We start from the raw sequence: 20219 nt of genomic DNA, 5'->3' as shown, positions 1-20219 counted from the left end.
CATAGCTTCCCGCGCTTAGGCGAAACTTTTTTCAAAATAACAGCTTAAGCGAAGCGGCTAGCCGCTTCGATAACGCCGCAGCTCCATTAAAGTGCCGATAATTTGCAGGCCAGCGTCTGCCGAGTGTAGCTGCGGAAAATCATCGTTCAGCGGTCGTAAGACGAAATGTTGCCCAGCAGATTGCTGAGCTTGCTGACGATAAATGCGCACCAGCGCCACGCCATTTGCTAGCGCCAGCACCACATCGCCAGGCTGCGGCGGAACATTGGGATCAAAGATTAAGCTGTCCCCGGGGCGATAGTCGGGCTGCATCGATTGATCTTCCACCGTTATCGCTAAGGCGCCATCGCTGAGTGTGCTTTCACTGTAGAGAAAACGCGTCGCCTGTTGTTGCAGCAGTAAACGCTGTTCGCCCAACCACGCCACCGCTTGCGTCAGACTGATCAATGGCACCGTCGCAACAGGTACCGCGCTCGGCGCTGCTGAAAACACCTCGCCATCACCATCAATAATCCATGCCGCAGTACATTGCAGCCACTGCGCCAGCCGCAGCAGGTTTTCCCCACGCGGTACGGTTTCCTCTTTTTCCCATTGCGATACAGCTACATGCGAAACGCCGATGCTTTTAGCCAGCGCCTGCTGTGTTAACTGCAGTGCTTTACGTCGTGCCCGGATGCGTTCACCGGAAGATTCTTTTTTCATCATCTTGACATCTCCTGAAGGATTGACTTAAGTATACTTAAATCCATGAGATAAAGTAAACTTAAATTCAGGCGTTGACCGCGAAGCTGGCAAGGGTGGTCAGCGTGCTCTTGAGGCGCAACCCTTGCCAGGGGTGAGAGGTGAAGCATGGAAAGTAGTTTAGTCACCAGCGTAGGTGCGTTGCTTCTCGGCGGCGGCGCAGCAGCTGTGTTCTGGAAACCGTTAATGGCGGGGATTGCCGCTATCGTCACCAGCAATCGTGCCGGCGGGGAGATCATCACTAGCTACAAAGAACAGGTGATGCTGCTCAAAGAGGGTCATGCCTTGATGCGCCAGGAAAACGATGAGTTGCGCATCCGTCATGACAAAAACCTGCGGCGTATCTCTTCGCTGGAGACCGATCTGCGGCTGATTAAAAACGCGTTAAGCATTTTGCTGGCAACCACTGAAGCCGAGCACAGCGATAAATTTCGCAGTCAGGTCAATCAACTGATTACCACTCTGGAGGAGAGTCGTGATGACGCAGATAAACAGTGAGTACGTAGTGAAAAACCATCGGCGCCAGCTGTTTTTCGGCGGCTTTCTACTGATGCTGTCGCTGATGTGCGTGGCGATGACGGTGCTGTTCCTGTTCGTCAGTAACAGCGCCAATCAGCGGGTTGAGGAGATCCGGCAACAGTACCGCACCATCTCCGAGCGGCGTGAAGCCCGCGTGGCGGAGTTGACCAGCCAGTTGGTGGTGCTGCAGAACACACTTGATGGCATAAACAAGCATCCGGCCAGCGCACCGGCTGAGAAAGTGAAACCGGCTGAAGGAGAGAAGTCGCCACCTCAACCCAAGCGTTAAGGAGGGGATCATGCGCATTACCACGTGGATTGCAGCCAGTGTTGCCCGACTGCGGTCTTTATTAAGTCAGAAGGAGAACGTTATGAGCGATCAAATTGTTATCGATCCAACCACCACTGCTGCGGTAAGCGCTAGCGCAGCCACTCCCCAGGCTTCCTCACCCGCGGAGGATTTTGCCAACGAAGTCGCTACGCCAACAGCGCCAGCAGCTGCCGTCACCGCAGTTCCGGCTGCAGCGCCTGCGGCTGATGTCTCAACCGAGGCTGCCCCCGCTGCTGCGCCTGAAGCTGTGGCGGTTGCGCCTACTGAAGCTGTACCGGTCGCTGTACCGGAGGCGGTAACCGCTGCGCCAGCGGAAGAGGTGCCGCCCACGGCACCCGAGGTGGCGACTCCCGTTGCAGCCGCAGCGGCGCCGGCCACCGCAACGCAGGAGGCCAGTCATGCCAGCGAAGGATTCTCAGAAGGGGTGAAAGATTTTGCCCAGGCGTTCAAATTTGTCGAGCAGGGGGTGATCAAATTGGGGGATGCCGCCAAGGATGAGCTGATTGAACTGGCGAGGAAGTATCTGTAATGCAGGACGACTCGCCAAAGGGGACCGGGATGTCCCCTTAATTAACAGGTTTTAGACACTTCCGATTATTCCTAATGCGGCTTCGATATTTTGTACTACCTTTAATCATTCAAGCGTTATTTAAATCGTCTTATTAAGCGAAAAGGAAGATAGCATGAGTGATACAGAAACTGTAAAAACCAAAACTGACTACTTGCGTGATGTCACCTCCCAGCTTAAAGAGATGCGCCACTACGCGCAGACCAATACCGAGACGCTTTCTGCCCACTGGCTGGCGTTTGATGCGGGTGAGTACAAAGACCCGGAGTATGCGGGACGTTTTGACACCTTGCTCAACAAACAGGGCAAGCTGTTAGATGATATTGATGAGGCGATTCAGGACCTGGAAATCGCCATCAACCATGCCGAGCAGGAAAGCTAAGCTTGTCATGCACTGGTGGCCTAATCGGCCACCAGCCACATTTCCGCTTCATCGAACATCTCTTCAACAATCCGCGCAATCGTCGCTTTATCGTTCTTACTCATATCGGTATCAATCGCGTTCCGTTCCATTGGTTTGACGCGCACCTCAATATCGGGAAAGACGCGCTGTACACGCTTTTCCAACTCCTGCAAAATCATCTCTCGTGCGCCCGGTAATCCGGCCACATTGCGCTTATCGTAAATCAGTTCCACAAACATCAGGGCGTTCCATTCAGCGGATTGGGTGCGCCATGGTACTGTAAATAAAAACAGGGGTAAACATGCGCCAACTGGTTATCGATATCTTGCTGAAAATGGCAAAAATGGATGTGGAGGCAAAGGAGCTGGTGGCGCAGGTTGAGGCGCAGTCATTACTGATTGCGGCACTGCTGATTCAGGCTAAAGAGAACAACTCGCTGACCATTTCCGAAACGGTACAAGAGGCCATTGTGACGGCTTCGCGTGCATCGCAGGAGTTTCTACAATCGGATGTTGATCTGCTGCTCACCCACGTTAATCGTCTGCTGGCGGTGGCAAGCTATATTGAAATTAAAGGGATAGAGCGGGAAGGGTAGAAAAATATTACCTCTGGAAGTGGAAATCCAGCAACACTTCCAGAGGCGGTGCAACAGCACCATTCGTTCAAGGACAATCTACGACTTACGTCGTGATGAGTAAGTTATACAAGTTAGAACGACTTGTACAACTTTTTCCTGATCATTTTGAGTGGTTGGAGCTGTATCCTTGATGCATATTCAACAGCTTGAGCGTTAAAGCTCGTTCTTGATGCAGAACTCTTCCCACGTCATGCCCAATGCTTCGGCATGAGATTTCAGATATTTTTCAATGGCATCGGCGGCAACGGCTTTATCCGGTTCGGCCAACTGAATGGAAAACAGCATGCCATCCAGCTTCTTCTGACGCAGAAACGCGGCGTAGATGCGTTCAGCGTGCCACGCGCGTAATTGGGCCAGCGACAGGTTCGCCTGGCGCGCATCGCTCTCGGTGAATTCATCCAGTGCAGACTGAAAATCGGGGTGGGCGGCGAAAAACATGGTACGCGCCTGAGCGTAATACTCTTCTGGGGTTTTCATTCGGGGATTCCTGCGTATCAACTTGCGCGCTAGTGTAACGCGCGCAAGCTGCGTTGTCAGGATTACGCTTTCGGGTTCGATATCTATGGCGACCAGGTGCGCATAAATGCGCACCCTACAAACACCTTATGCGCTACCGATCAATGCAACTGCTGATAAATGCGCGTGACGTCCTGTTGATTCTTCGCCAGAGTTTCGTCCAGCGTCAGTTTGCCGCTCAGCATATCCGCCAGATTCTGCCCGACGGCATTACCCATCTGATCAAATCCTGGAATACTCACGTACTGCACGCCCTGATAGGGCACCGGATTAAGCGTTGGTTGCTCGACGGTGGCCGATTCAATCGCCGCACGCACCTGCGCCGCATACGGTGCCAGGCGCTGATAGCTTGGCTGCTGATAGGTTGAATTGCGGCTGCCCGGCGGCACCGCGCCCCAACCAACGGTATCCGCCACTTGCTGAATATACTGTTTTGACGTCGCCCAGCTGATAAAAGCGATGGCCGCATCGCGATTCGGCGTATGTGCGGGAACGGCCAGCGCCCACGACCACAGCCAGTTGGAACCGTTACGCGTGATGCCGCCCGGCGCAGGGGCAAAGGCCAGCTTATCCGCCACCAATGAAATCTGCGGATTAACCAGCAGACCGGCTGCCACCGTACTGTCGATCCACATCGCGCACTTGCCCTGTGCTGTCAGACGCAAAATCTGGCCAAAGCTGTTGTTCACCGTATCCGGCGGCCCGTCCTGTTTCACCATCTGCAAGTAATCGCCGAGCGCCTCGCGCCACTCCGCAGAGTTGAGCGTAGGTTGCCAGTTCTCATCGAACCACTGCGCGCCATAGGCGTTGGCCATGGTGGTGAGGAGCGCAACGTTATCGCCCCAGCCAGGCTGACCGCGCAAGCACAGGCCGTAAATGCCTTGCTGCTTGTTGGTCAGCTTCGCGGCGAAGTTTTTGATGTCGGTCCAGTCAGGATTATCGGGCATGGTTAGGCCTTTTGCCGCAAACAGGTCTTTGCGGTAATAGGTCATGCTGCTTTCGCCGTAGAACGGCAGGGCATACAGGGTTTGCTGCCACGACAGCGCTTTGCGTACCGGAGCGATGAGATCATCGCTATCGTAATCCGCCGGCAGCGTATTCAGCGGCGCCAGCCAGCCTTTTTCGCCCCACAGCGGCGCTTCATAGGTGCCAACGGTAATCACGTCAAACTGCGGCTGGCCGCTGTTCATCGCCGACAGCACCGCCTGACGCAGCGCGCCATCATCCATCACGTGCCACTGCAGTTTGACGTCGGGATGTTGCTGTTCATAACGCGTAGAGAGCTGCTGCATTATGGTCATATCGCCGTTGGCGATGGTGGCGATGTTCAGCGTGGTTGCCGCCTGACTCAGCAGCGGCGTGGCCAGTAACATCGCGAGAAGTTTACGCATGATGTCGCTCCTTAGCGCTGTTGCAGGCGGAAGAAGGCCATCTTCTCCACCAGCAATCCAGCATGCTCACTGACGGTTTGGCTGGCGGCGCTGGCTTCCTGCACCAACGAGGCATTCTGCTGCGTAGCGCCGTCCATCTGGATCACCGCAGTATTGACCTGTTCAATGCCGCTGGATTGCTGACGGCTGGCCACGGCAATTTCGCCGACGATATCCACCACGCGCGCCACGCCGTGATTGATGTCATTCAACATGGCCCCGGAACGCTGCACCAGCGCGCTGCCAGCTTCCACCTTGCCGACGCTGGCATCAATCAACGCTTTAATCTCGTGCGCGGCACCGGCAGATCGCTGCGCCAGCTGACGTACTTCAGCGGCCACTACGGCAAAGCCACGGCCTTGCTCACCCGCACGCGCCGCTTCAACTGCCGCGTTTAGCGCCAGCAGGTTGGTCTGGAAGGCAATTTCATCGATCACCCGGTTGATATCGGCGATACGCTTGCTGGAGGATTCAATCTCCTCCATCGCGCTGACCGCATCACGTAGCACGCTGCTGCCGCGTTCGGCCTGATGACGCACATCAGTGGCCAGTTCGTTGGCCTGCGCAGCGTTATCGGCGTTATGTTTTACCGTAGCGGTCATCTGCTCCATGCTGGCGGCAGTTTGCTCCAGCGAGCTGGCCTGCGAATGGGTACGCTCAGAGAGATCATCATTGCCGTCGGCCATCTGACGCGCGGCATCGCTGAGCGCGCTGGCGCTTTCGCCCACTTCGCGCACGATCTCAGCCAGACGCACGTCCATGCGCAGCAGCGATTGCATCAGTTCGCCCATCTCATCACGTGAAACGGTGCCGATATCATGATTCAGTTCACCGGCCGCAATCGACTCGGCGAGTTCGCGTGCCTGACCAATCGAGCGATTAATTGAGCGAATCAGCAGCCAGCCGAACACCAGCGCCACGCTTAAGCCCACCAGCAGAATGACAATCAGGCTATTGCGCGCCAGCTGGTAATCGCTGTTGCTTTGCTGATAGGTGAGTTCTGCATGCTGACGCATCAGCGCATCCAGCTGGTCAATATCCTGCTGCAGCAGCTGGCTGCCGCTGCGCAGGCGGGTTTCAATTACCACTAACGCCGCCGAAGGATTGCCGCTTTTCAGCAGTTCGCCGGCCTCCTTCAACGCCATTTGCCAGCCGTCGAGGTGGGTAATAAATTGCTGGCTCAGCGACTTGGTTTGCGCATCAAACGACAGTTGCTGCCAGGTTTGACGATCTTTCGCAATCTGTTCGCCGTAGTGCGCAATGCGTGCCAGACGTTTCTCCACTTCGCTGCTGTCGGTCCAGTAGCGCAGGGCATCAAACAGGGTAGAGGATTGTTCCTGCACCATGCGGTACAGGCGGGAAGAGTATTGCAGCGGTAACAGCTCATTCTGGTAGGCATTTTGCGCCCGCTGGTCGGCGGCACGCAGTCCGATGATTCCCCAGATGGCGGCAACAATCAGTAAAATGCACAGCAGGCCGACAATCGATGTCAGGCGCGCGCGAAGGGTTAATCGCATAACGGTGTTCTCCGTAACGAAGATGAAGTGTGTAGTGGGTAATTATTATTTTGTGCAGATCCGTTAACTCCAGGATGAGTTATCGGCGCATTAATGAGCGGCTTGAGTTTTTTATGGCGTACGCTGCGGGGAAAAACGCGCGGCATAACGTAGATACCTTGCGCAACTGACGGGAAAAATTATAACGTAGCCGCCATTGATGCGAGTGTAGGGAACGAGAATGAAAAAGTGGATGATACTGGCCGCGCTGGCGTTGAGTGGCTGTGCGCAGATCAGCAATTATGACCAGGCCGTGAAAACCCCGGCACCGCTGGAACTGCAGGGCAACTGGCAAACCGTTGGCCCGCAGAGCAAGTTGATCAGCAAGCAGGCGATGGGCAGCCTGATTATCAGTGCCGAAGGCGATACGCTGGATTGCCGCCAGTGGCAGCGCGTGATTGCTAAACCGGGCAAATTAACGCGCCTGGGCGATGATTGGGTCAACGTGACGCGTCAGGTGCGCGTGATGCCGCTGAAGCTGGAGAACGGTGAGCTGCGTTACGACGGTTTGCGCCTGCGCAAAGTAGACCGCCCAACCGTTGAGTGCCAGCAGGCGCTGGACGAAGTGGCGAAGCGCCCGAATGACGCGGTGATTCAGGATATTGAGCCGGAAATTATGCGTCCGGTGGTAGTAGAGAAGTAATCGCGTGTTAACGCTGTTAGCGCGTAAAAAAAGGGTAAGAAGTGAAATCTCTTACCCTTTTTATAGATTAAAACCTAACTTTCTTGAAAAATCCCACGTGTTGAAGCGTGAAACTTTATTGCATAGCAACATAAGGCTGTGAACGTATTTCATCCATGCGTGAACTCAGTAAATTTTTGAGTTCATCTTCATTAGCTAATACTTTATTTAATAACGAGCGAATTTCTTTCCGGGATGAAGACCTATATCCGTTATTCGCCTGTTCTGATGAGATGACTTCGACACTTTGTAAATAAATCATTTCACTTTCAATTAACGCTTCCCACTGACCATTTTTGGCCTGCACGATCATAGTGTTACTCTGTGACAGCAATTGCTCGTACCATCCTAACAACTCATTAAATTTCATCGGTAGGGTTCCTGCTGGTAAAAATTCCAATTAACTATATTTATTTTAGCTGCATAAACATATTTTATTGGCGAAAATAACAGGCTTAATCTGCCTCTTATTCCCGCTTAATTTCTACTCGTGCGGGGCGAAAAGTATTATGGCATGTCGCGCGGCAGCAATATTTTTCCCGATAACTGACTGTAGGCGTTCATGACGGACTTTTGTTGAGAATGACGGCTTAAGAGCTGTCGCAGTTCGCCCTGGCGCAGAAGCACTAATTTCTTCAACGCTTCTTCATTGTCCAGTAACTGACTTAATAATGGCCGCAATTGGTGCAACGCAGTAGCAGGTGGCGGCGTTTGCTGCGATTCACGTTGAATATCGTTAATCGCAGTAAAATAGTTCTGCTGCAACGTCAGCATTTCATCCCAGTTCTCACTGCGCGCTAAGCGCAGCAAGGATTGGCTCAACTCCAGTACATGGCGATAACGCATTTGCAGCGTAGGCAAAGTATTCATTATTCGGCTTCCCTTTCCGCTGCAACCATTTCCAGCGACTGCTTCCAGGCATCCGCAATATTGCGCAGTAAGCCTTCAATTTCTTCCACTGCCTCAACATCATTGTGACGATTGGCATGCGTGATTCTGCGCTGCATGTAGGCATAGAGCGCGAGCAGGTTATCACTCAGCTCATCCGTGCCTTCTTTAGCCAGACTCAGTCGAAGACCGTTTTCGATAATATTGCTGGCTTTTGCCAGTGCATTACCTTTACCTTCGATGTTGCCGTCCTGCATAAACAGGCGACCACGAATTAACGCGCTGAGCGCCCCGTCAAACAGCATGGTCATCAGCTGTTCCTGACTGGCGCTCATCACAGAGCTTTCCAGCCCGACGCGGGCATAGGCGTTAGCACCAGACTGGTTATACATAACGTTTCCTTAGCTGCTGGATGAAGAGGACGTTGAGCTAAATTGCTGTGTCAGATAGCTCGACGTGCTGTTCATCTGGGTGATCAATGTATTGAGGGCGGTGAACTGTGATTTGTAGCGCGCCATCGTGGTATCAATCGTGGTTTGCATTCTTTCGTAGCGGTCGCCTAATTCATCCAATTGATTGTTAAATCCATCAATGGCGTTTTTCATCAGGCCTTCTTTTCCCACCGAGGTGCTCAGCATATCGGTGAGTTTGGTATTGATTTGCGTGCCCAAACCTGTGGTTTTACCGTCGCCGACGAAGAACTGCGTTACCGCTTGTGGGTTGTCAGTTAAAGCTGCGGTCAGTTTGGTGCTGTCCACTTTCAGGTTGCCGAGCGAACCATCGGAACCTTTGTTGGGATCGATGGTGACACCCATCTGCGCCAGAATGGCAAAGCTGCCGCCACTTTGTACTTGGGTGATCATGCCGCTGAGCTGAGATTGCACTGCTCGCACCGTGCTGTCGCCAACTAGCGCGCCGTTCGACGTGTCTTGATCGTCACCGGTTGCCACGCTGGTGTATTTGGTGACGCTGGCAATCACCGAATTCACTTTGTTATACGCAGTAACGAAGTCAGTAATCGCCGTTTGTACCGCGGTGGTCGATTTACCCACCACCAGGCTTTCATCAGCGGTGGTCGCCGATTTGAGCGTCAGCGTTACGCCATCCGGTGCGCCAGTAATAACGTTGCTGGCACTTTCAACATCAATACCGTTCACTTTCAGCTTGGCGTTTTGTGAAGCGGTTTGCACCGACATCACGCCCGTGCCGCTGCTGCTGTCAAAACCGATGACGCCTTGCAACGTTGAGTCGTTATTTACGCTCAGTGTAATGTCATTCGCTGTGCCGGTCTCTTTTGAGGTAATCAGCAAACGGAAGTTGCCATCACTGCCTTTAATAGTGGTGGCTGAGACGTTTGCACCGCTGGCATTGATTGCTTTGACGACGCCGCTCAAGGAAAGTTGACCATCGTCAAGCTTTATGGTGACGGGATCGCCGCTACCTTGGGTCAGCGTGATAGTTCTACCGGTCGCGCTGCTGTCACCGACATTAGCGGCATCCACGATGGGTTGAGAAATCAGGCTCTGCGCCGTCGCGATCTGCGTAACGGATACGTTGTAGCTACCGGCAACCGCGCTGCTATTGGTCGTGGCGCTAAATGCGGTGTTGGTGCTGGTTACGGCGGTGGCGTTAAACGTATCGGTGCTTTTCAGCTTGGCAGCGGCGGTTTGCAGCGATGCCAGTGCACTCTGCAGTTGGCCCAAGGCGGTGACTTTGCTTTGCGCTTTAGTTTGCTGAGTGGTGATTGTAGTCAGTTTGGTATTTTCTGCGGTTTCCAGCTGCGTATATAGGGTGCCGAGTTCAAGACCCCCACCCACGTTTAGGTTACTAATTCCAGCCATGACAGATCCCTCGGGCAGTTAAATGTTCTGCTGTTATCGGCAGGTCAGCCAGGAAGTTTACGCCGCTTTTGCTTTTCTAATCGCCGAAGGTTGCAGGTGATCACACTGTGTTTCTGCCGTTAAGCCGCCGCGTGTTAACGCGTATGATCATATAAGGAAGAGAAGTCATAAATGATTCACTGTGCGCCTTAAGTGAAATACGCACGGCGTAATCGCCCTGTTCGAGCGAGAGGTGGGGAAGGAAGGGAAAGGATGTGGTATTTAGTTGTTTGATTGAAAAGATAAAAATGATTTTTTTGCTTTTTTTCTAAAGCTCCTAAAAACCGTGCCGATACCCTTTTTGACTGCGAGATGTGCCACAGCGCTTCTCACGAAACCTAAACTTTATTAAGGACTGTAATCATGGGCGTTATTAATTCAAACATTCTGTCACTGACCACTCAGAACAACCTGAACAAATCAGCGTCCTCTTTGGGCACTGCGATTGAGCGTCTGTCTTCTGGTCTGCGTATCAACAGCGCGAAAGACGATGCTGCTGGTCAGGCGATTGCCAACCGCATGACTTCAAACATCCGTGGTATGAACCAGGCTGCACGTAACGCTAACGATGGTATCTCAATGGCGCAGACCGCTGAAGGCGCGCTGAACGAAATCAACAACAACTTGCAGCGTATCCGTGAGCTGACTGTTCAGGCGAACAACGGTACTAACAGCGACTCTGACTTGACTTCACTGCAGGACGAAGTCAAAGCACGTCTGGACGAAATTAACCGTGTTGCAGACCAAACTACCTTCAACGGCACCAAATTGTTGACTGGTACTGCTGGTGCAGCTTCAGATGGTAAAGTAGCTATTCAAGTTGGCGCTAATGATGGTGAAACAATCACTTTGGATCTGAGCACTGCTAAAGCAGATACCGATACTTTAGGTGTTAAAGACATCGACCTGACAGCTGTTACTACAACTGACCTGGATACCATTGACAAAGCTATCGCTAAAGTTGACGTTGCACGTAGCGGTCTGGGTGCGGTTCAGAACCGTTTCGAATCAGCTATCACTAACCTGAACAACACTTCTACCAACCTGTCTGCTGCTCAGTCTCGTATTCAGGATGCTGACTACGCGACCGAAGTTTCAAACATGTCTCGTGCACAGATCCTGCAGCAGGCTGGTACTAACGTACTGGCTAAAGCGAACCAGGTTCCACAGTCTGCACTGACTCTGCTGCAGGGCTAATTAGCCGCAGCACAATGATAAAAGGCGACGCGATGTCGCCTTTTTCTTTATTTTTACTCAGGAGCCGGGCAATGAAAGAGATTGCGATAACTGAACCCGTATTTGTCACTGCTTTTCAATGTGTCGGTAGCAGTTGTCGCGAGCATTGTTGCGGTGGCTGGGGAATCACCCTTGATAAACCCACGGTGAGCCGGTATCTGAACAGCACGAAAATCGAAATTAAACAGATCGCCGCCGAGCATATTGATGTCCACAAAAAAGGACATGCCAATTGGGGCGTGATGAAACTCAATACGGAAGGCAACTGTGCCTTTATTGATGAACAGAAGTTGTGCAAAGTGCACAAGCAGCTAGGCGCAAAAGCGCTGAGTCCAACCTGCGCTAATTACCCGCGCGCACAGATCACCAGCAAGCGTGAAGTGAGCAAAACCTTAACGCTCTCTTGTCCTGAAGCGGCACGCTTAGTATTAACCGATCCCGAAAGCATGGCGTTGCAGCAGCGCACTGAACTGCAAAAACAGTTCAATCCCGAGCAGGAAATAAAAGATGAGAAGAAACTGCTCAATATAATGTGCGCCACCTTGATGAGACAGAGTGATATTCGTGTCGAGCAAGGGCTTTATAGCCTGGCGATGCTATTTTTAATGCTGGATAAATTACCCGCAGGCGCAGCCGATAATTTTAATCGGCTGGAAAATGTGTTTGTTACCTTATTACAAGGATTAGAATGTAACGGCACAGAGAATAACATGCAGTCATTGCAGCCTAACGTAGAGTTGCAATGGGCGCTATTGCTGCATCTGCAAAGTTTTATTCGTCAGCGTGGTGCGACGCGCGGGCGCAATACCTTAGGCCGCTATATTGATCCGCTGCACCATTTCCAGGCTGACGTCACGAGTAAAGCGATTAAAGCGAGTAAACTCGCCGAGCTTGACCAGCTTTGGCAGCAGCGCGTAGCGCCCTGGCTGGCGCAGCGTCCGTGGATCGTTAATAACTATCTGCAATATCGCATTTACAATGATGCATTCCCAGGTTATGCCGCACGTACACCGCTGGCATGTCTCTACTTATTAACCGCCGAGTGGCGACTGCTGCGCGCAATGATTGCACTCAGCGTGATCGATCGCAGTGAGCCGGATGAGCAAGACATCATTAATATCATCTACAGCTTCCACGCGGTCACTAAGCATAATAAAGCCATCATGGATGTGTTTTATCAGTGCATTGATGAGTTCAAGATGAATGATGATTTGTCGCTGCTGTGTTTGCTGAATTAATGCGGGCAAGCAGGAAATTGTTCCGGGTGCGCAACAGTATGCACCCAGAATAATCGCGCCATTTTAAGAATGAATCTTCATCCAGGTTATTTCGCCTGATTTAACGCAAATTACCCGAGCGCTACCGGTACAATTTCCCTCAATACTTCACATCCTGAGAAAAGTAACCAACCTGTTACAGTCCGCCCGCCAATTGCCGATAACTCCCTTCAGAATCCTTCCAATTTTTGAACCACATTTTTCTATTTCTGGGGTGTCTATGCGCTTCAATTATGACTTGTTACCGGGTGAGCTACTGACCTTCGAAGAGATTGCCCTGCGCTACACGCAGCAGCATCCTGACGAGAAAGAGCTTACCGCCCGCGGGTTGCTGAGCCCGTCGACCAGCTTTCGCAATTTGGTGATCCGCGCGTTGTTCGCCCAGGAGGAGATCAACAGCCCGATTGAGGATCTGCTGTTTGTCTCCGACGACAACGAGCGCAAAAATTATCTGCGTCGCTTTGAACACTATTTGAAAAATCAGCAGGCGTTTCTCTATTTCCGTCGTGACGATGCGGCGCGCAAAGAAGGGCGCTGGAAAGTGGTGGGGGAAACCCAGGTGTTTGCCATGCTCGATCCCAATTCGGCGGCGGCGCAGAATCTGCTCAACAGTCGCGGCTATAAGCTGGTGCTGATGCGTCAAACCGAAGAGGAGGAGTATTGGCAGCTGTTTGATGCGCAGGCGCATCCCTGCTTCCCGCTGTCGCGGAAGATTCAATTTCTCGTGGTACTGAGCACGCCGCAATATAAAGTGCCGAGCGGCGTGATGCCCGGCACCGAAGTGGGGCGACGGGTGAAAGCCAAAGTGTTGCAGCGCACCAGCCAGGCGGAGTTCACCTCGGCGGTGAAAGCGCGCTATGGCGCCTGCATCATTACCGGTACGCAGCTAACCGAGCGGCACAGCTGGCCGTGGGTGGAAGCCTGTTACATCGACACGCAGGAGAATGAAGAGGGGTTTCTGGCCGATAACAGCGCCGATAACGGGTTGTTCCTGCGCAGCGATCTGCAGCGGCTGTTTATCAACAAAATGATAAGCATCAACGCCGAAACCGGTCAGGTGCTGTTTAATCCGGCGCTGGAAACTGAAGCGTTGATTACGCCTTTTTATCAGGCACTTGAGGGCAAAGTTTGCGCATTATGGGATGCGGTGCCGCCTGGCACGCGGGAGCGCCTGCGTAACTTGCGCTAGTCGCTACGCGGATGGCGGTGCGATCCACCGCCATCCATAACAAATTTGAAATAACCTCGCTTTTGCCCGCCTATTCTGCCAATCAAAACCCCTACAGAATTGGATAATCATGCCGATAACTTTATTAACGCAGGGTAGTCAACGTGAACGATCTCTATACCGCCGATGGCGTGATGGATAAACATTCGCTCTGGCAGCGCTACGTTCCTCTGGTGCGGCATGAAGCGCTGCGCTTGCAGGTACGTTTGCCAGCCAGCGTTGAGCTTGACGATCTGCTGCAGGCCGGTGGCATTGGCTTATTAAATGCCGTGGAGCGCTACGATGCGCTGCAGGGCACCGCCTTTACCACCTACGCCGTGCAGCGAATCCGGGGCGCAATGCTGGATGAGCTGCGCAGTCGCGACTGGGCGCCACGCAGCGTGCGCAGAAATGCGCGCGAAGTCGCTGGGGCCATGCATCAGGTAGAACAAGCGTTGGGGCGCTCGGCTACTGAGCAGGAAGTGGCTGAGCGACTGAATGTTTCGCTGGAGGAGTATCGGCAGATTCTGCTCGATACCAACAACAGCCAACTCTTCTCTTACGACGAGTATCGGGAAGAACACGGCGACAGTGCGGAGCTAGTGACGGAGGGGCACGAGGAAGCCAACCCGCTTCATCAGTTATTGGAAGGAAACCTACGTGACCGCGTGATTGAAGCGATTGAGGCGTTGCCTGAACGTGAAAAACTCGTGCTCACACTGTACTACCAGGAAGAACTGAACCTGAAGGAGATTGGCGCGGTGCTGGAAGTGGGGGAATCCCGCGTCAGTCAACTGCACAGTCAGGCGATCAAACGCCTGCGTGCCCGATTATCGGGGGCGCGCTAACAGACTCAGTTCCTGGCGATCGAAAAAAACAATAAAACCGGGGACTCAGCAATGGGAGCCAAAGTTAAAGCCAGACCTTTAAGTCGCTATCTTAAAGACTATAAGCACAGCCAAAGCAATTGTTCACACTGTGGCAAAGTTTTAGATCGTATGGCGTTAGTCTTTCGCGGCCAGATCATCAATAAAGAGGCCATCGCACGCATGGACCAAATGATTGACGATCAGGTGTGGATGAAACTCCAGCCAGAATTGACCGCGTTGTGTCGTTTCTGCAGCGATATTTTTTGTAATACCCATCCGAATTACTTCGACATTATGGCGTTTAAGCAATACCTGTTTGAGCAGACCGAGATGAGCCACAGTACCATACGTGAGTATGTGGTACGTTTGCGTCGGCTTGATGACATGCTGAAGGCGAAAAACTTCCCGGCAGATCGTTTGCGCGGAAACAGCTGGCATGAGTGTCTGGAGAACGATTTGCCCGATGCGGGTAACAATAACTACCGCATTGCACTGCGTAAATATGACCAGTTTTTAGGCTGGCAGCAGGGCTGAGGGTGATCCCACCCTTGTTGTTGTCGAGCATGACAGCAACAAGGGCAGCACACGTTGAATTCCGGGTGCGACTTTTCTCATCTTCTGCAACACTGTATGGATAACTGCACATTGCCCGAATGGAGGCTGCATTGTCCTTACATCTTCTGCACCAGTTCCCCCGTCTTGAATTACTCGGTGCACCCACGCCGCTTGAGCATTTGCCCCGGCTTTCTGATTATCTGGGTCGCGATATCTTTATTAAGCGCGATGACTTCACGCCGGTGGCGCTGGGCGGTAACAAGCTGCGTAAACTCGAATTCCTAGCGGCCGATGCGCTGCGCGAAGGCGCGGATGTGCTGCTGACGGCGGGCGCCATACAATCCAACCATGTGCGGCAAACCGCAGCGGTGGCGGCGCGTCTCGGCCTGAAGTGCGTGGCGCTGCTGGAAAACCCGATTGGCACCACCTCTGAAAACTACCTCAGTAACGGTAACCGCCTGCTGATCGATCTGATGGACGTGGAAATCGTCATGGTTGATGCGCTGCACAATCCCACTGAACAACTGGCCGCTCATGCCGAACAGCTCGAAGCGCAAGGGTTCCGCCCCTATATTGTGCCGGTCGGCGGCTCTAATGCGCTGGGTGCGCTTGGCTACGTCGAGTGCGCGCAGGAGATCGCCCACCAGAGCGAAGGCGTGGTCGATTTCGCCGCAGTGGTGGTGGCGTCCGGCAGCGCGGGCACGCACGCTGGCCTGGCGATTGGTCTGGAGCAGCTGCTGCCGGAAACCGAGCTGGTGGGCGTTACCGTTTCACGTAAAGTCGCCGCGCAGCTGCCGGTGGTTGAGCGCATCCGCAGCGCGCTGGCTGAACAGCTGGAAGTGCAGGCTAAAGCGCCGATTACCTTGTGGGATGACTACTTCGCGCCGCGCTATGGCGAGCCTAACGATGAAGGAATGGCGGCGGTGAAACTGCTGGCGCGCCTGGAGGGCATCATGCTCGATCCGGTGTACACCGGCAAAGCGATGGCGGGATTAATTGATGGTATTGCGCAAAACCGCTTCCGTCGCGAAGGGCCGCTGCTGTTTGTGCATACCGGCGGATCGCCTGCGTTATTTGCTTATCACCCTTCGGTCTGAGAAAGATTTTAAAAACGGTTTATAATCCGGCGGTTATTAACAAACGGTCGCCATTAATGGCAATATCACAGCATCCTCGTATCGTAGCGGCGCAATTTATTGCGCGATAAATCGCGCCGCTACGGAATGTGCGGTGATTGAATCATGGTAGTCGTAAGGCGCGCATCTATGCGCAGCAAAATAAGCACACAACACATCACAATAAATGGGGTAAACATGACTTTCTCTCCGATTCGTCGCCAGATGGTGATGGGAATGATGGCGGTAGCGCTGGTCGCGGGCGTCAACGTGAAATCTTTCGCCGCAGACGATCTGCTGGCGCAGGTAAAGAGCAAAGGTGAGCTGCGCGTCGGGCTGGAAGGCACCTATCCGCCGTTCAGCTTCCAGGATGAAAAAGGCCAGCTGACCGGCTTTGAAGTTGAGTTCGCACAGGAGCTGGCAAAGCACCTCGGCGTGAAAGCCGATCTGCGTCCGACCAAATGGGACGGCATGCTGGCGTCGCTGGACTCTAAGCGTATCGATGTGGTGATCAATCAGGTGACCATCTCCGCTGAACGTCAGAAGAAGTATGACTTCTCCACGCCGTACACCATTTCTGGCGTGCAGGCGCTGACGCTGAAGCAAAACGCAGCGGGCATCACCAAGCCGGAGGATCTGTCAGGCAAGAAAGTTGGCGTCGGCCTTGGTTCCAACTACGAGCAGTGGCTGCGTGACAACGTTAAAGGCGTGGATATCCGCACCTATGATGACGACCCAACCAAATATCAGGATCTGCGTTCTAAACGTATTGATGCCATTCTGGTGGATCGCTTAGCGGCGCTGGATCTGGTGAAGAAAACCGGCGATACCATGGCGGTAGCGGGCCCGGCATTCTCCCGTCTGGAATCCGGCGTGGCGCTGCGTAAAGGCAACGACACCTTGCTGAAAGCCATCGACGCGGCCATCGCCGATATGCAGAAAGATGGCTCGCTGAGCAAACTGTCTGAAAAATGGTTCGGCGCGGACGTCACTAAATAATGCAGGAAAGCTTACAACTGGTGCTGGATTCAGCACCATTTCTACTCAAAGGCGCGCTGTTCACGCTGCAGCTGAGTATCGGCGGTATGTTCTTCGGCCTGATACTCGGCTTCGTGCTGGCGCTGATGCGCCTGTCGCACTTCTGGCCGATTAACTGGCTGGCGCGTATCTACGTGTCGATATTTCGCGGTACGCCGCTGATCGCCCAGCTGTTTATGATCTATTACGGTCTGCCGCAGTTCGGCATTGAGCTGGATCCGATTCCGTCGGCGATGATTGGCCTGTCGCTGAATACCGCCGCCTATGCCTCTGAATCACTGCGTGGCGCGATTGCCGCCATTGAGCGTGGACAATGGGAAGCCGCTGCCAGCATCGGCATGACGCCGTGGCAAACGCTGCGTCGCGTGATCCTGCCACAGGCGGCGCGCACCGCGCTGCCGCCGCTGGGCAACAGCTTTATCAGCCTGGTGAAAGATACTTCGCTGGCCGCCACCATTCAGGTGCCGGAGCTGTTCCGTCAGGCGCAGTTAATCACCTCACGTACGCTGGAAGTGTTCACCATGTATCTGGCGGCATCGCTGATCTACTGGGTGATGGCGACCGTGCTGTCGGCGTTGCAAAACCGGCTTGAAGCGCATGTGAATCGTCAGGATCAGGAGGGCAAATGAGTGCAATTGAAGTCCGTCAGCTGGTGAAACAGTTTCACGGCCAGACAGTGCTGCACGGCATCGACCTCGACGTGGCACCTGGCGAAGTGGTGGCGATTATTGGGCCGAGCGGTTCCGGTAAAACCACGCTGCTGCGCAGTATCAATCTGCTGGAAGTGCCGGAAAGTGGGCGCATCAAAGTGGGTGATATCGCTATCGATGCGGCGCTCGGCCTCAATAAGCAGAAGCAGCTGGTGCGTCAGCTGCGCCAGCAGGTGGGATTTGTCTTCCAGAACTTCAATCTGTTCCCGCACCGTTCGGTACTGGAGAACATTATTGAAGGGCCGGTGATCGTCAAGGGCGAGCCGAAGGCGGAAGCCATCGCACGTGCGCGCAGTTTGCTGGAAAAGGTTGGTTTGCACGGCAAGGAGCAGAGTTTCCCACGTCGTCTCTCCGGCGGACAGCAGCAGCGCGTAGCGATTGCCCGCGCGCTGGCGATGCGTCCGGAGGTGATCCTGTTCGATGAACCGACCTCGGCGCTCGATCCTGAGCTGGTAGGCGAAGTGCTCAACACCATCCGCGCGCTGGCGCAGGAGAAACGCACCATGGTGATCGTTACCCATGAGATGAGCTTTGCGCGTGACGTCGCCGATCGCGCCATCTTTATGGATCAGGGACGCATTGTGGAGCAGGGCGCGGCGCAGGCGCTGTTCAGCAATCCGCAGCAGGCCCGTACCCGGCAATTTCTCGACAAGTTTCTTAACCAATAATCGTAAGCGTCGTCAGAAAATGGCGACGCTTGTCTTAATTTTCCGCACATTGCTCCTCTAAGTATCTTCTGAAAGTATTTTTACCCCGTTGCGATAACTATATGTATTTAATGGAAACATTAATCTTAAAAAACCTAAGGCAATACGCCAGGTCTTTTTTAAGAGAGTCCCGATTGAGACATCTTTGTAAATATAAATAATTCTTTACAAATTCATGGCGCAATTAGGACATCGCAATGACAACTGCCAGGAAAGAGGTCCTCTGGATCAATACCCTCAAAGGGGGCTGTATTTTGATGGTGGTATTACATCACTCCATCATCACCACCTTCGCCCCTTCGCTGCATCATCTCACCGCCGGTCTGCTGCCTGCGCACTGGTGGGTGGCCTTTAATACCTACCTGTCGCCGCTGCGTATGCCAGCGTTCTTCTTTGTTTCGGGCTTGCTGGCGGCGAGTTCGATCACCAAAAAAAGCTGGAAAGAGGTGTTCACCAAGAAGTTCAGCAACATCGTTTATCTCTACCTGCTGTGGGGCGTGATTCAGTGGCTAAGTATTCATTACATCTCCACGCATTTGGGGGAGAGGCTTTCCAGCACTAAAAACGCCGCCTATGCCGACACACCATTTGAGTTCATTAAGCTGCTGATGACCTCAATGACCAGCCTGTGGTACCTCTACGCGCTGGCTGGTTTCTTCCTGTTCACCAAGCTGTTCCACCGCCAGAAGCTGGCGCTGCTGGCGTTAGGCGTGGTTGCTACCTACGCCGCGCAGTTCAGCCTGATTCCCGGCTGGGGACCTGCCAGCGTAGCGCAGAACTACCTCTACTTCCTGATTGGCGTGTTCTTTAGTCAGGCATTGATTGAGATTAGCGAACTGAAGCGTCAGCACTGGCTGCTGCTCGGCGCGATTGCGCTGATCGGTATCCTGCACCACGTCGGCGGTATCTATAAAAATCCGTTCTACAGCTTGCTGACCATCGTGTTTGGCATTGTGGTGTGCCGCTTCCTCAATGAGCGCTTCAATATGGCGTGGCTGAACTGGATTGGGCGTAACACGCTGCAAATCTACGTGCTGCATCGTATCTTTATTGAATTGCTGGGGCTGAGTGCGATTGCGCTGGCGCTGCATTACGGCTGGTTTGGCAATGCCGCCTTTAGCTGGGCTTGGGCACTGTTGATGCCGATTACCGGCGTCGCGCTCTGTACCAGCATCTCACTGCTGGTGTGGACGCTGCTCAACCGTGGGCCGGGCCGCATGCTGTTCCTCTATCCGCGCCTGCTGCGCAAATCTACGCTGGAAACGAAAAGCGCACCGCTACAATAATAAACCTGCCGGGCCAGTTCGCTGGCCCTAAAAGCTTTGATAGCAGGTCGCCATGAATGGCGACCCTA

Annotated in this window: 25 protein-coding genes; 16 read left to right on the top strand and 9 right to left on the bottom strand. The window is 53.4% G+C overall.

Features of this window, described 5'->3' with window-relative positions; all coding sequences use genetic code 11:
- Window positions 1–57: 57 nt before the first annotated feature.
- Window positions 58–705: a S24 family peptidase gene (locus PMI17_RS18420; RefSeq protein WP_007891428.1), complete on the bottom strand. Its 648-nt coding sequence runs from the start codon at window positions 703–705 to the stop codon at window positions 58–60.
- 144 nt (window positions 706–849) lie between these two features.
- Between PMI17_RS18420 and PMI17_RS18415 the strand changes: the two genes are divergently transcribed.
- The 4 genes from PMI17_RS18415 (at window position 850) to PMI17_RS18400 (ending at window position 2541) form a co-directional block, all read left to right on the top strand.
- Window positions 850–1239, top strand: a complete 390-nt coding sequence (locus PMI17_RS18415; RefSeq protein ID WP_007891426.1) for a hypothetical protein — start codon at window positions 850–852, stop codon at window positions 1237–1239.
- Window positions 1220–1549: a hypothetical protein gene (locus PMI17_RS18410; RefSeq protein ID WP_007891424.1), complete on the top strand. Its 330-nt coding sequence runs from the start codon at window positions 1220–1222 to the stop codon at window positions 1547–1549. Before PMI17_RS18415 ends, PMI17_RS18410 begins: the two co-directional genes overlap by 20 nt.
- An 82-nt stretch (window positions 1550–1631) precedes the next feature.
- The gene (locus tag PMI17_RS24540; RefSeq protein ID WP_052013367.1) at window positions 1632–2120 is read left to right on the top strand and encodes a hypothetical protein; all 489 of its coding nucleotides are present in this window, start codon (window positions 1632–1634) and stop codon (window positions 2118–2120) included.
- A gap of 154 nt (window positions 2121–2274) precedes the next feature.
- The gene (locus tag PMI17_RS18400) at window positions 2275–2541 is read left to right on the top strand and encodes a hypothetical protein (RefSeq protein WP_007891410.1); all 267 of its coding nucleotides are present in this window, start codon (window positions 2275–2277) and stop codon (window positions 2539–2541) included.
- Window positions 2542–2561: 20 nt separating this feature from the next.
- Here the strand turns inward: PMI17_RS18400 and PMI17_RS18395 are convergent, their stop codons facing one another.
- Window positions 2562–2801, bottom strand: a complete 240-nt coding sequence (locus PMI17_RS18395; protein ID WP_007891408.1) for a DinI-like family protein — start codon at window positions 2799–2801, stop codon at window positions 2562–2564.
- 62 nt (window positions 2802–2863) lie between these two features.
- On the opposite strand from PMI17_RS18395, the gene iraP reads away from it, so the two are divergent.
- Entirely contained in the window at window positions 2864–3157 is a 294-nt protein-coding gene (gene iraP, locus PMI17_RS18390) for an anti-adapter protein IraP (protein ID WP_007891406.1), read from the top strand.
- A gap of 195 nt (window positions 3158–3352) precedes the next feature.
- On the opposite strand, the gene PMI17_RS18385 is transcribed toward iraP, so the two are convergent.
- From PMI17_RS18385 to PMI17_RS18375, 3 genes are all read right to left on the bottom strand, one after another.
- Window positions 3353–3676 carry a DUF6388 family protein gene (locus PMI17_RS18385; protein ID WP_007891405.1) on the bottom strand — a complete coding sequence of 108 codons (324 nt, stop codon included), beginning with the start codon at window positions 3674–3676 and terminating at the stop codon, window positions 3353–3355.
- Between the two features lie 140 nt (window positions 3677–3816).
- A complete protein-coding gene (locus PMI17_RS18380) occupies window positions 3817–5106 on the bottom strand; it encodes a sugar ABC transporter substrate-binding protein (RefSeq protein ID WP_007891404.1) in 1290 nt (429 codons plus the stop codon).
- Between the two features lie 11 nt (window positions 5107–5117).
- Window positions 5118–6662 (bottom strand): methyl-accepting chemotaxis protein, encoded by a 1545-nt coding sequence (locus tag PMI17_RS18375; protein ID WP_007891402.1) that lies wholly within the window; start codon window positions 6660–6662, stop codon window positions 5118–5120.
- Window positions 6663–6882: 220 nt separating this feature from the next.
- On the opposite strand from PMI17_RS18375, the gene yedD reads away from it, so the two are divergent.
- Entirely contained in the window at window positions 6883–7344 is a 462-nt protein-coding gene (gene yedD / locus PMI17_RS18370; RefSeq protein WP_007891400.1) for a lipoprotein YedD, read from the top strand.
- A gap of 115 nt (window positions 7345–7459) precedes the next feature.
- Here the strand turns inward: yedD and fliT (PMI17_RS18365) are convergent, their stop codons facing one another.
- From fliT (PMI17_RS18365) to fliD, 4 genes are all read right to left on the bottom strand, one after another.
- Window positions 7460–7753 carry a flagellar protein FliT gene (gene fliT / locus PMI17_RS18365; protein WP_007891398.1) on the bottom strand — a complete coding sequence of 98 codons (294 nt, stop codon included), beginning with the start codon at window positions 7751–7753 and terminating at the stop codon, window positions 7460–7462.
- A gap of 137 nt (window positions 7754–7890) precedes the next feature.
- A complete protein-coding gene (gene fliT, locus PMI17_RS18360; protein ID WP_007891394.1) occupies window positions 7891–8253 on the bottom strand; it encodes a flagellar protein FliT in 363 nt (120 codons plus the stop codon).
- Window positions 8253–8663: a flagellar export chaperone FliS gene (gene fliS, locus PMI17_RS18355; RefSeq protein ID WP_007891391.1), complete on the bottom strand. Its 411-nt coding sequence runs from the start codon at window positions 8661–8663 to the stop codon at window positions 8253–8255. The genes fliT (PMI17_RS18360) and fliS overlap by 1 nt, the downstream gene beginning before the upstream one ends.
- A gap of 9 nt (window positions 8664–8672) precedes the next feature.
- Window positions 8673–10112, bottom strand: a complete 1440-nt coding sequence (fliD, locus tag PMI17_RS18350; protein WP_007891389.1) for a flagellar filament capping protein FliD — start codon at window positions 10110–10112, stop codon at window positions 8673–8675.
- 402 nt (window positions 10113–10514) lie between these two features.
- Between fliD and PMI17_RS18345 the strand changes: the two genes are divergently transcribed.
- From PMI17_RS18345 to PMI17_RS18300, 10 genes are all read left to right on the top strand, one after another.
- Window positions 10515–11348 carry a flagellin gene (locus PMI17_RS18345; protein WP_007891386.1) on the top strand — a complete coding sequence of 278 codons (834 nt, stop codon included), beginning with the start codon at window positions 10515–10517 and terminating at the stop codon, window positions 11346–11348.
- A 71-nt stretch (window positions 11349–11419) separates the two neighbouring features.
- The gene (gene fliB / locus PMI17_RS18340; protein ID WP_007891383.1) at window positions 11420–12625 is read left to right on the top strand and encodes a flagellin lysine-N-methylase; all 1206 of its coding nucleotides are present in this window, start codon (window positions 11420–11422) and stop codon (window positions 12623–12625) included.
- A 259-nt stretch (window positions 12626–12884) separates the two neighbouring features.
- Complete coding sequence (locus PMI17_RS18335; protein ID WP_007891381.1) at window positions 12885–13853, top strand: HNH endonuclease signature motif containing protein; 969 nt, start codon at window positions 12885–12887, stop codon at window positions 13851–13853.
- 143 nt (window positions 13854–13996) lie between these two features.
- Window positions 13997–14719 carry an RNA polymerase sigma factor FliA gene (locus PMI17_RS18330; RefSeq protein ID WP_007891379.1) on the top strand — a complete coding sequence of 241 codons (723 nt, stop codon included), beginning with the start codon at window positions 13997–13999 and terminating at the stop codon, window positions 14717–14719.
- 51 nt (window positions 14720–14770) lie between these two features.
- Window positions 14771–15274, top strand: a complete 504-nt coding sequence (fliZ, locus tag PMI17_RS18325) for a flagella biosynthesis regulatory protein FliZ (RefSeq protein ID WP_007891377.1) — start codon at window positions 14771–14773, stop codon at window positions 15272–15274.
- Between the two features lie 131 nt (window positions 15275–15405).
- Entirely contained in the window at window positions 15406–16392 is a 987-nt protein-coding gene (locus tag PMI17_RS18320) for a D-cysteine desulfhydrase (protein WP_007891374.1), read from the top strand.
- A gap of 216 nt (window positions 16393–16608) precedes the next feature.
- Window positions 16609–17409, top strand: a complete 801-nt coding sequence (tcyJ, locus tag PMI17_RS18315; protein ID WP_036621803.1) for a cystine ABC transporter substrate-binding protein — start codon at window positions 16609–16611, stop codon at window positions 17407–17409.
- The gene (tcyL, locus tag PMI17_RS18310; RefSeq protein WP_007891363.1) at window positions 17409–18077 is read left to right on the top strand and encodes a cystine ABC transporter permease; all 669 of its coding nucleotides are present in this window, start codon (window positions 17409–17411) and stop codon (window positions 18075–18077) included. Before tcyJ ends, tcyL begins: the two co-directional genes overlap by 1 nt.
- Complete coding sequence (gene tcyN, locus PMI17_RS18305) at window positions 18074–18826, top strand: L-cystine ABC transporter ATP-binding protein TcyN (RefSeq protein WP_007891358.1); 753 nt, start codon at window positions 18074–18076, stop codon at window positions 18824–18826. Before tcyL ends, tcyN begins: the two co-directional genes overlap by 4 nt.
- Before the next feature lie 236 nt (window positions 18827–19062).
- Window positions 19063–20151, top strand: a complete 1089-nt coding sequence (locus PMI17_RS18300) for an acyltransferase family protein (protein ID WP_007891357.1) — start codon at window positions 19063–19065, stop codon at window positions 20149–20151.
- The last annotated feature ends 68 nt before the right edge of the window (window positions 20152–20219 follow it).

Source organism: Pantoea sp. GM01, from assembly GCF_000282675.1.
Lineage (GTDB): Bacteria > Pseudomonadota > Gammaproteobacteria > Enterobacterales > Enterobacteriaceae > Pantoea > Pantoea nemavictus.
The sequence above is the reverse complement of the archived record's forward strand: the minus strand, read 5'-3'. Positions and strand labels throughout refer to the sequence as shown.

Bases quoted from the DNA above. Each gene is read 5' to 3' on its own strand.
- PMI17_RS18420 (WP_007891428.1), bottom strand. From the start codon at position 705: ATGATGAAAAAAGAATCTTCCGGTGAACGCATCCGGGCACGACGTAAA.
- PMI17_RS18415 (WP_007891426.1), top strand. From the start codon at position 850: ATGGAAAGTAGTTTAGTCACCAGCGTAGGTGCGTTGCTTCTCGGCGGC.
- PMI17_RS18410 (WP_007891424.1), top strand. From the start codon at position 1,220: ATGACGCAGATAAACAGTGAGTACGTAGTGAAAAACCATCGGCGCCAG.
- PMI17_RS24540 (WP_052013367.1), top strand. From the start codon at position 1,632: ATGAGCGATCAAATTGTTATCGATCCAACCACCACTGCTGCGGTAAGC.
- PMI17_RS18400 (WP_007891410.1), top strand. From the start codon at position 2,275: ATGAGTGATACAGAAACTGTAAAAACCAAAACTGACTACTTGCGTGAT.
- PMI17_RS18395 (WP_007891408.1), bottom strand. From the start codon at position 2,801: ATGTTTGTGGAACTGATTTACGATAAGCGCAATGTGGCCGGATTACCG.
- iraP (WP_007891406.1), top strand. From the start codon at position 2,864: ATGCGCCAACTGGTTATCGATATCTTGCTGAAAATGGCAAAAATGGAT.
- PMI17_RS18385 (WP_007891405.1), bottom strand. From the start codon at position 3,676: ATGAAAACCCCAGAAGAGTATTACGCTCAGGCGCGTACCATGTTTTTC.
- PMI17_RS18380 (WP_007891404.1), bottom strand. From the start codon at position 5,106: ATGCGTAAACTTCTCGCGATGTTACTGGCCACGCCGCTGCTGAGTCAG.
- PMI17_RS18375 (WP_007891402.1), bottom strand. From the start codon at position 6,662: ATGCGATTAACCCTTCGCGCGCGCCTGACATCGATTGTCGGCCTGCTG.
- yedD (WP_007891400.1), top strand. From the start codon at position 6,883: ATGAAAAAGTGGATGATACTGGCCGCGCTGGCGTTGAGTGGCTGTGCG.
- fliT (WP_007891398.1), bottom strand. From the start codon at position 7,753: ATGAAATTTAATGAGTTGTTAGGATGGTACGAGCAATTGCTGTCACAG.
- fliT (WP_007891394.1), bottom strand. From the start codon at position 8,253: ATGAATACTTTGCCTACGCTGCAAATGCGTTATCGCCATGTACTGGAG.
- fliS (WP_007891391.1), bottom strand. From the start codon at position 8,663: ATGTATAACCAGTCTGGTGCTAACGCCTATGCCCGCGTCGGGCTGGAA.
- fliD (WP_007891389.1), bottom strand. From the start codon at position 10,112: ATGGCTGGAATTAGTAACCTAAACGTGGGTGGGGGTCTTGAACTCGGC.
- PMI17_RS18345 (WP_007891386.1), top strand. From the start codon at position 10,515: ATGGGCGTTATTAATTCAAACATTCTGTCACTGACCACTCAGAACAAC.
- fliB (WP_007891383.1), top strand. From the start codon at position 11,420: ATGAAAGAGATTGCGATAACTGAACCCGTATTTGTCACTGCTTTTCAA.
- PMI17_RS18335 (WP_007891381.1), top strand. From the start codon at position 12,885: ATGCGCTTCAATTATGACTTGTTACCGGGTGAGCTACTGACCTTCGAA.
- fliZ (WP_007891377.1), top strand. From the start codon at position 14,771: ATGGGAGCCAAAGTTAAAGCCAGACCTTTAAGTCGCTATCTTAAAGAC.
- tcyJ (WP_036621803.1), top strand. From the start codon at position 16,609: ATGACTTTCTCTCCGATTCGTCGCCAGATGGTGATGGGAATGATGGCG.
- tcyL (WP_007891363.1), top strand. From the start codon at position 17,409: ATGCAGGAAAGCTTACAACTGGTGCTGGATTCAGCACCATTTCTACTC.
- tcyN (WP_007891358.1), top strand. From the start codon at position 18,074: ATGAGTGCAATTGAAGTCCGTCAGCTGGTGAAACAGTTTCACGGCCAG.
- PMI17_RS18300 (WP_007891357.1), top strand. From the start codon at position 19,063: ATGACAACTGCCAGGAAAGAGGTCCTCTGGATCAATACCCTCAAAGGG.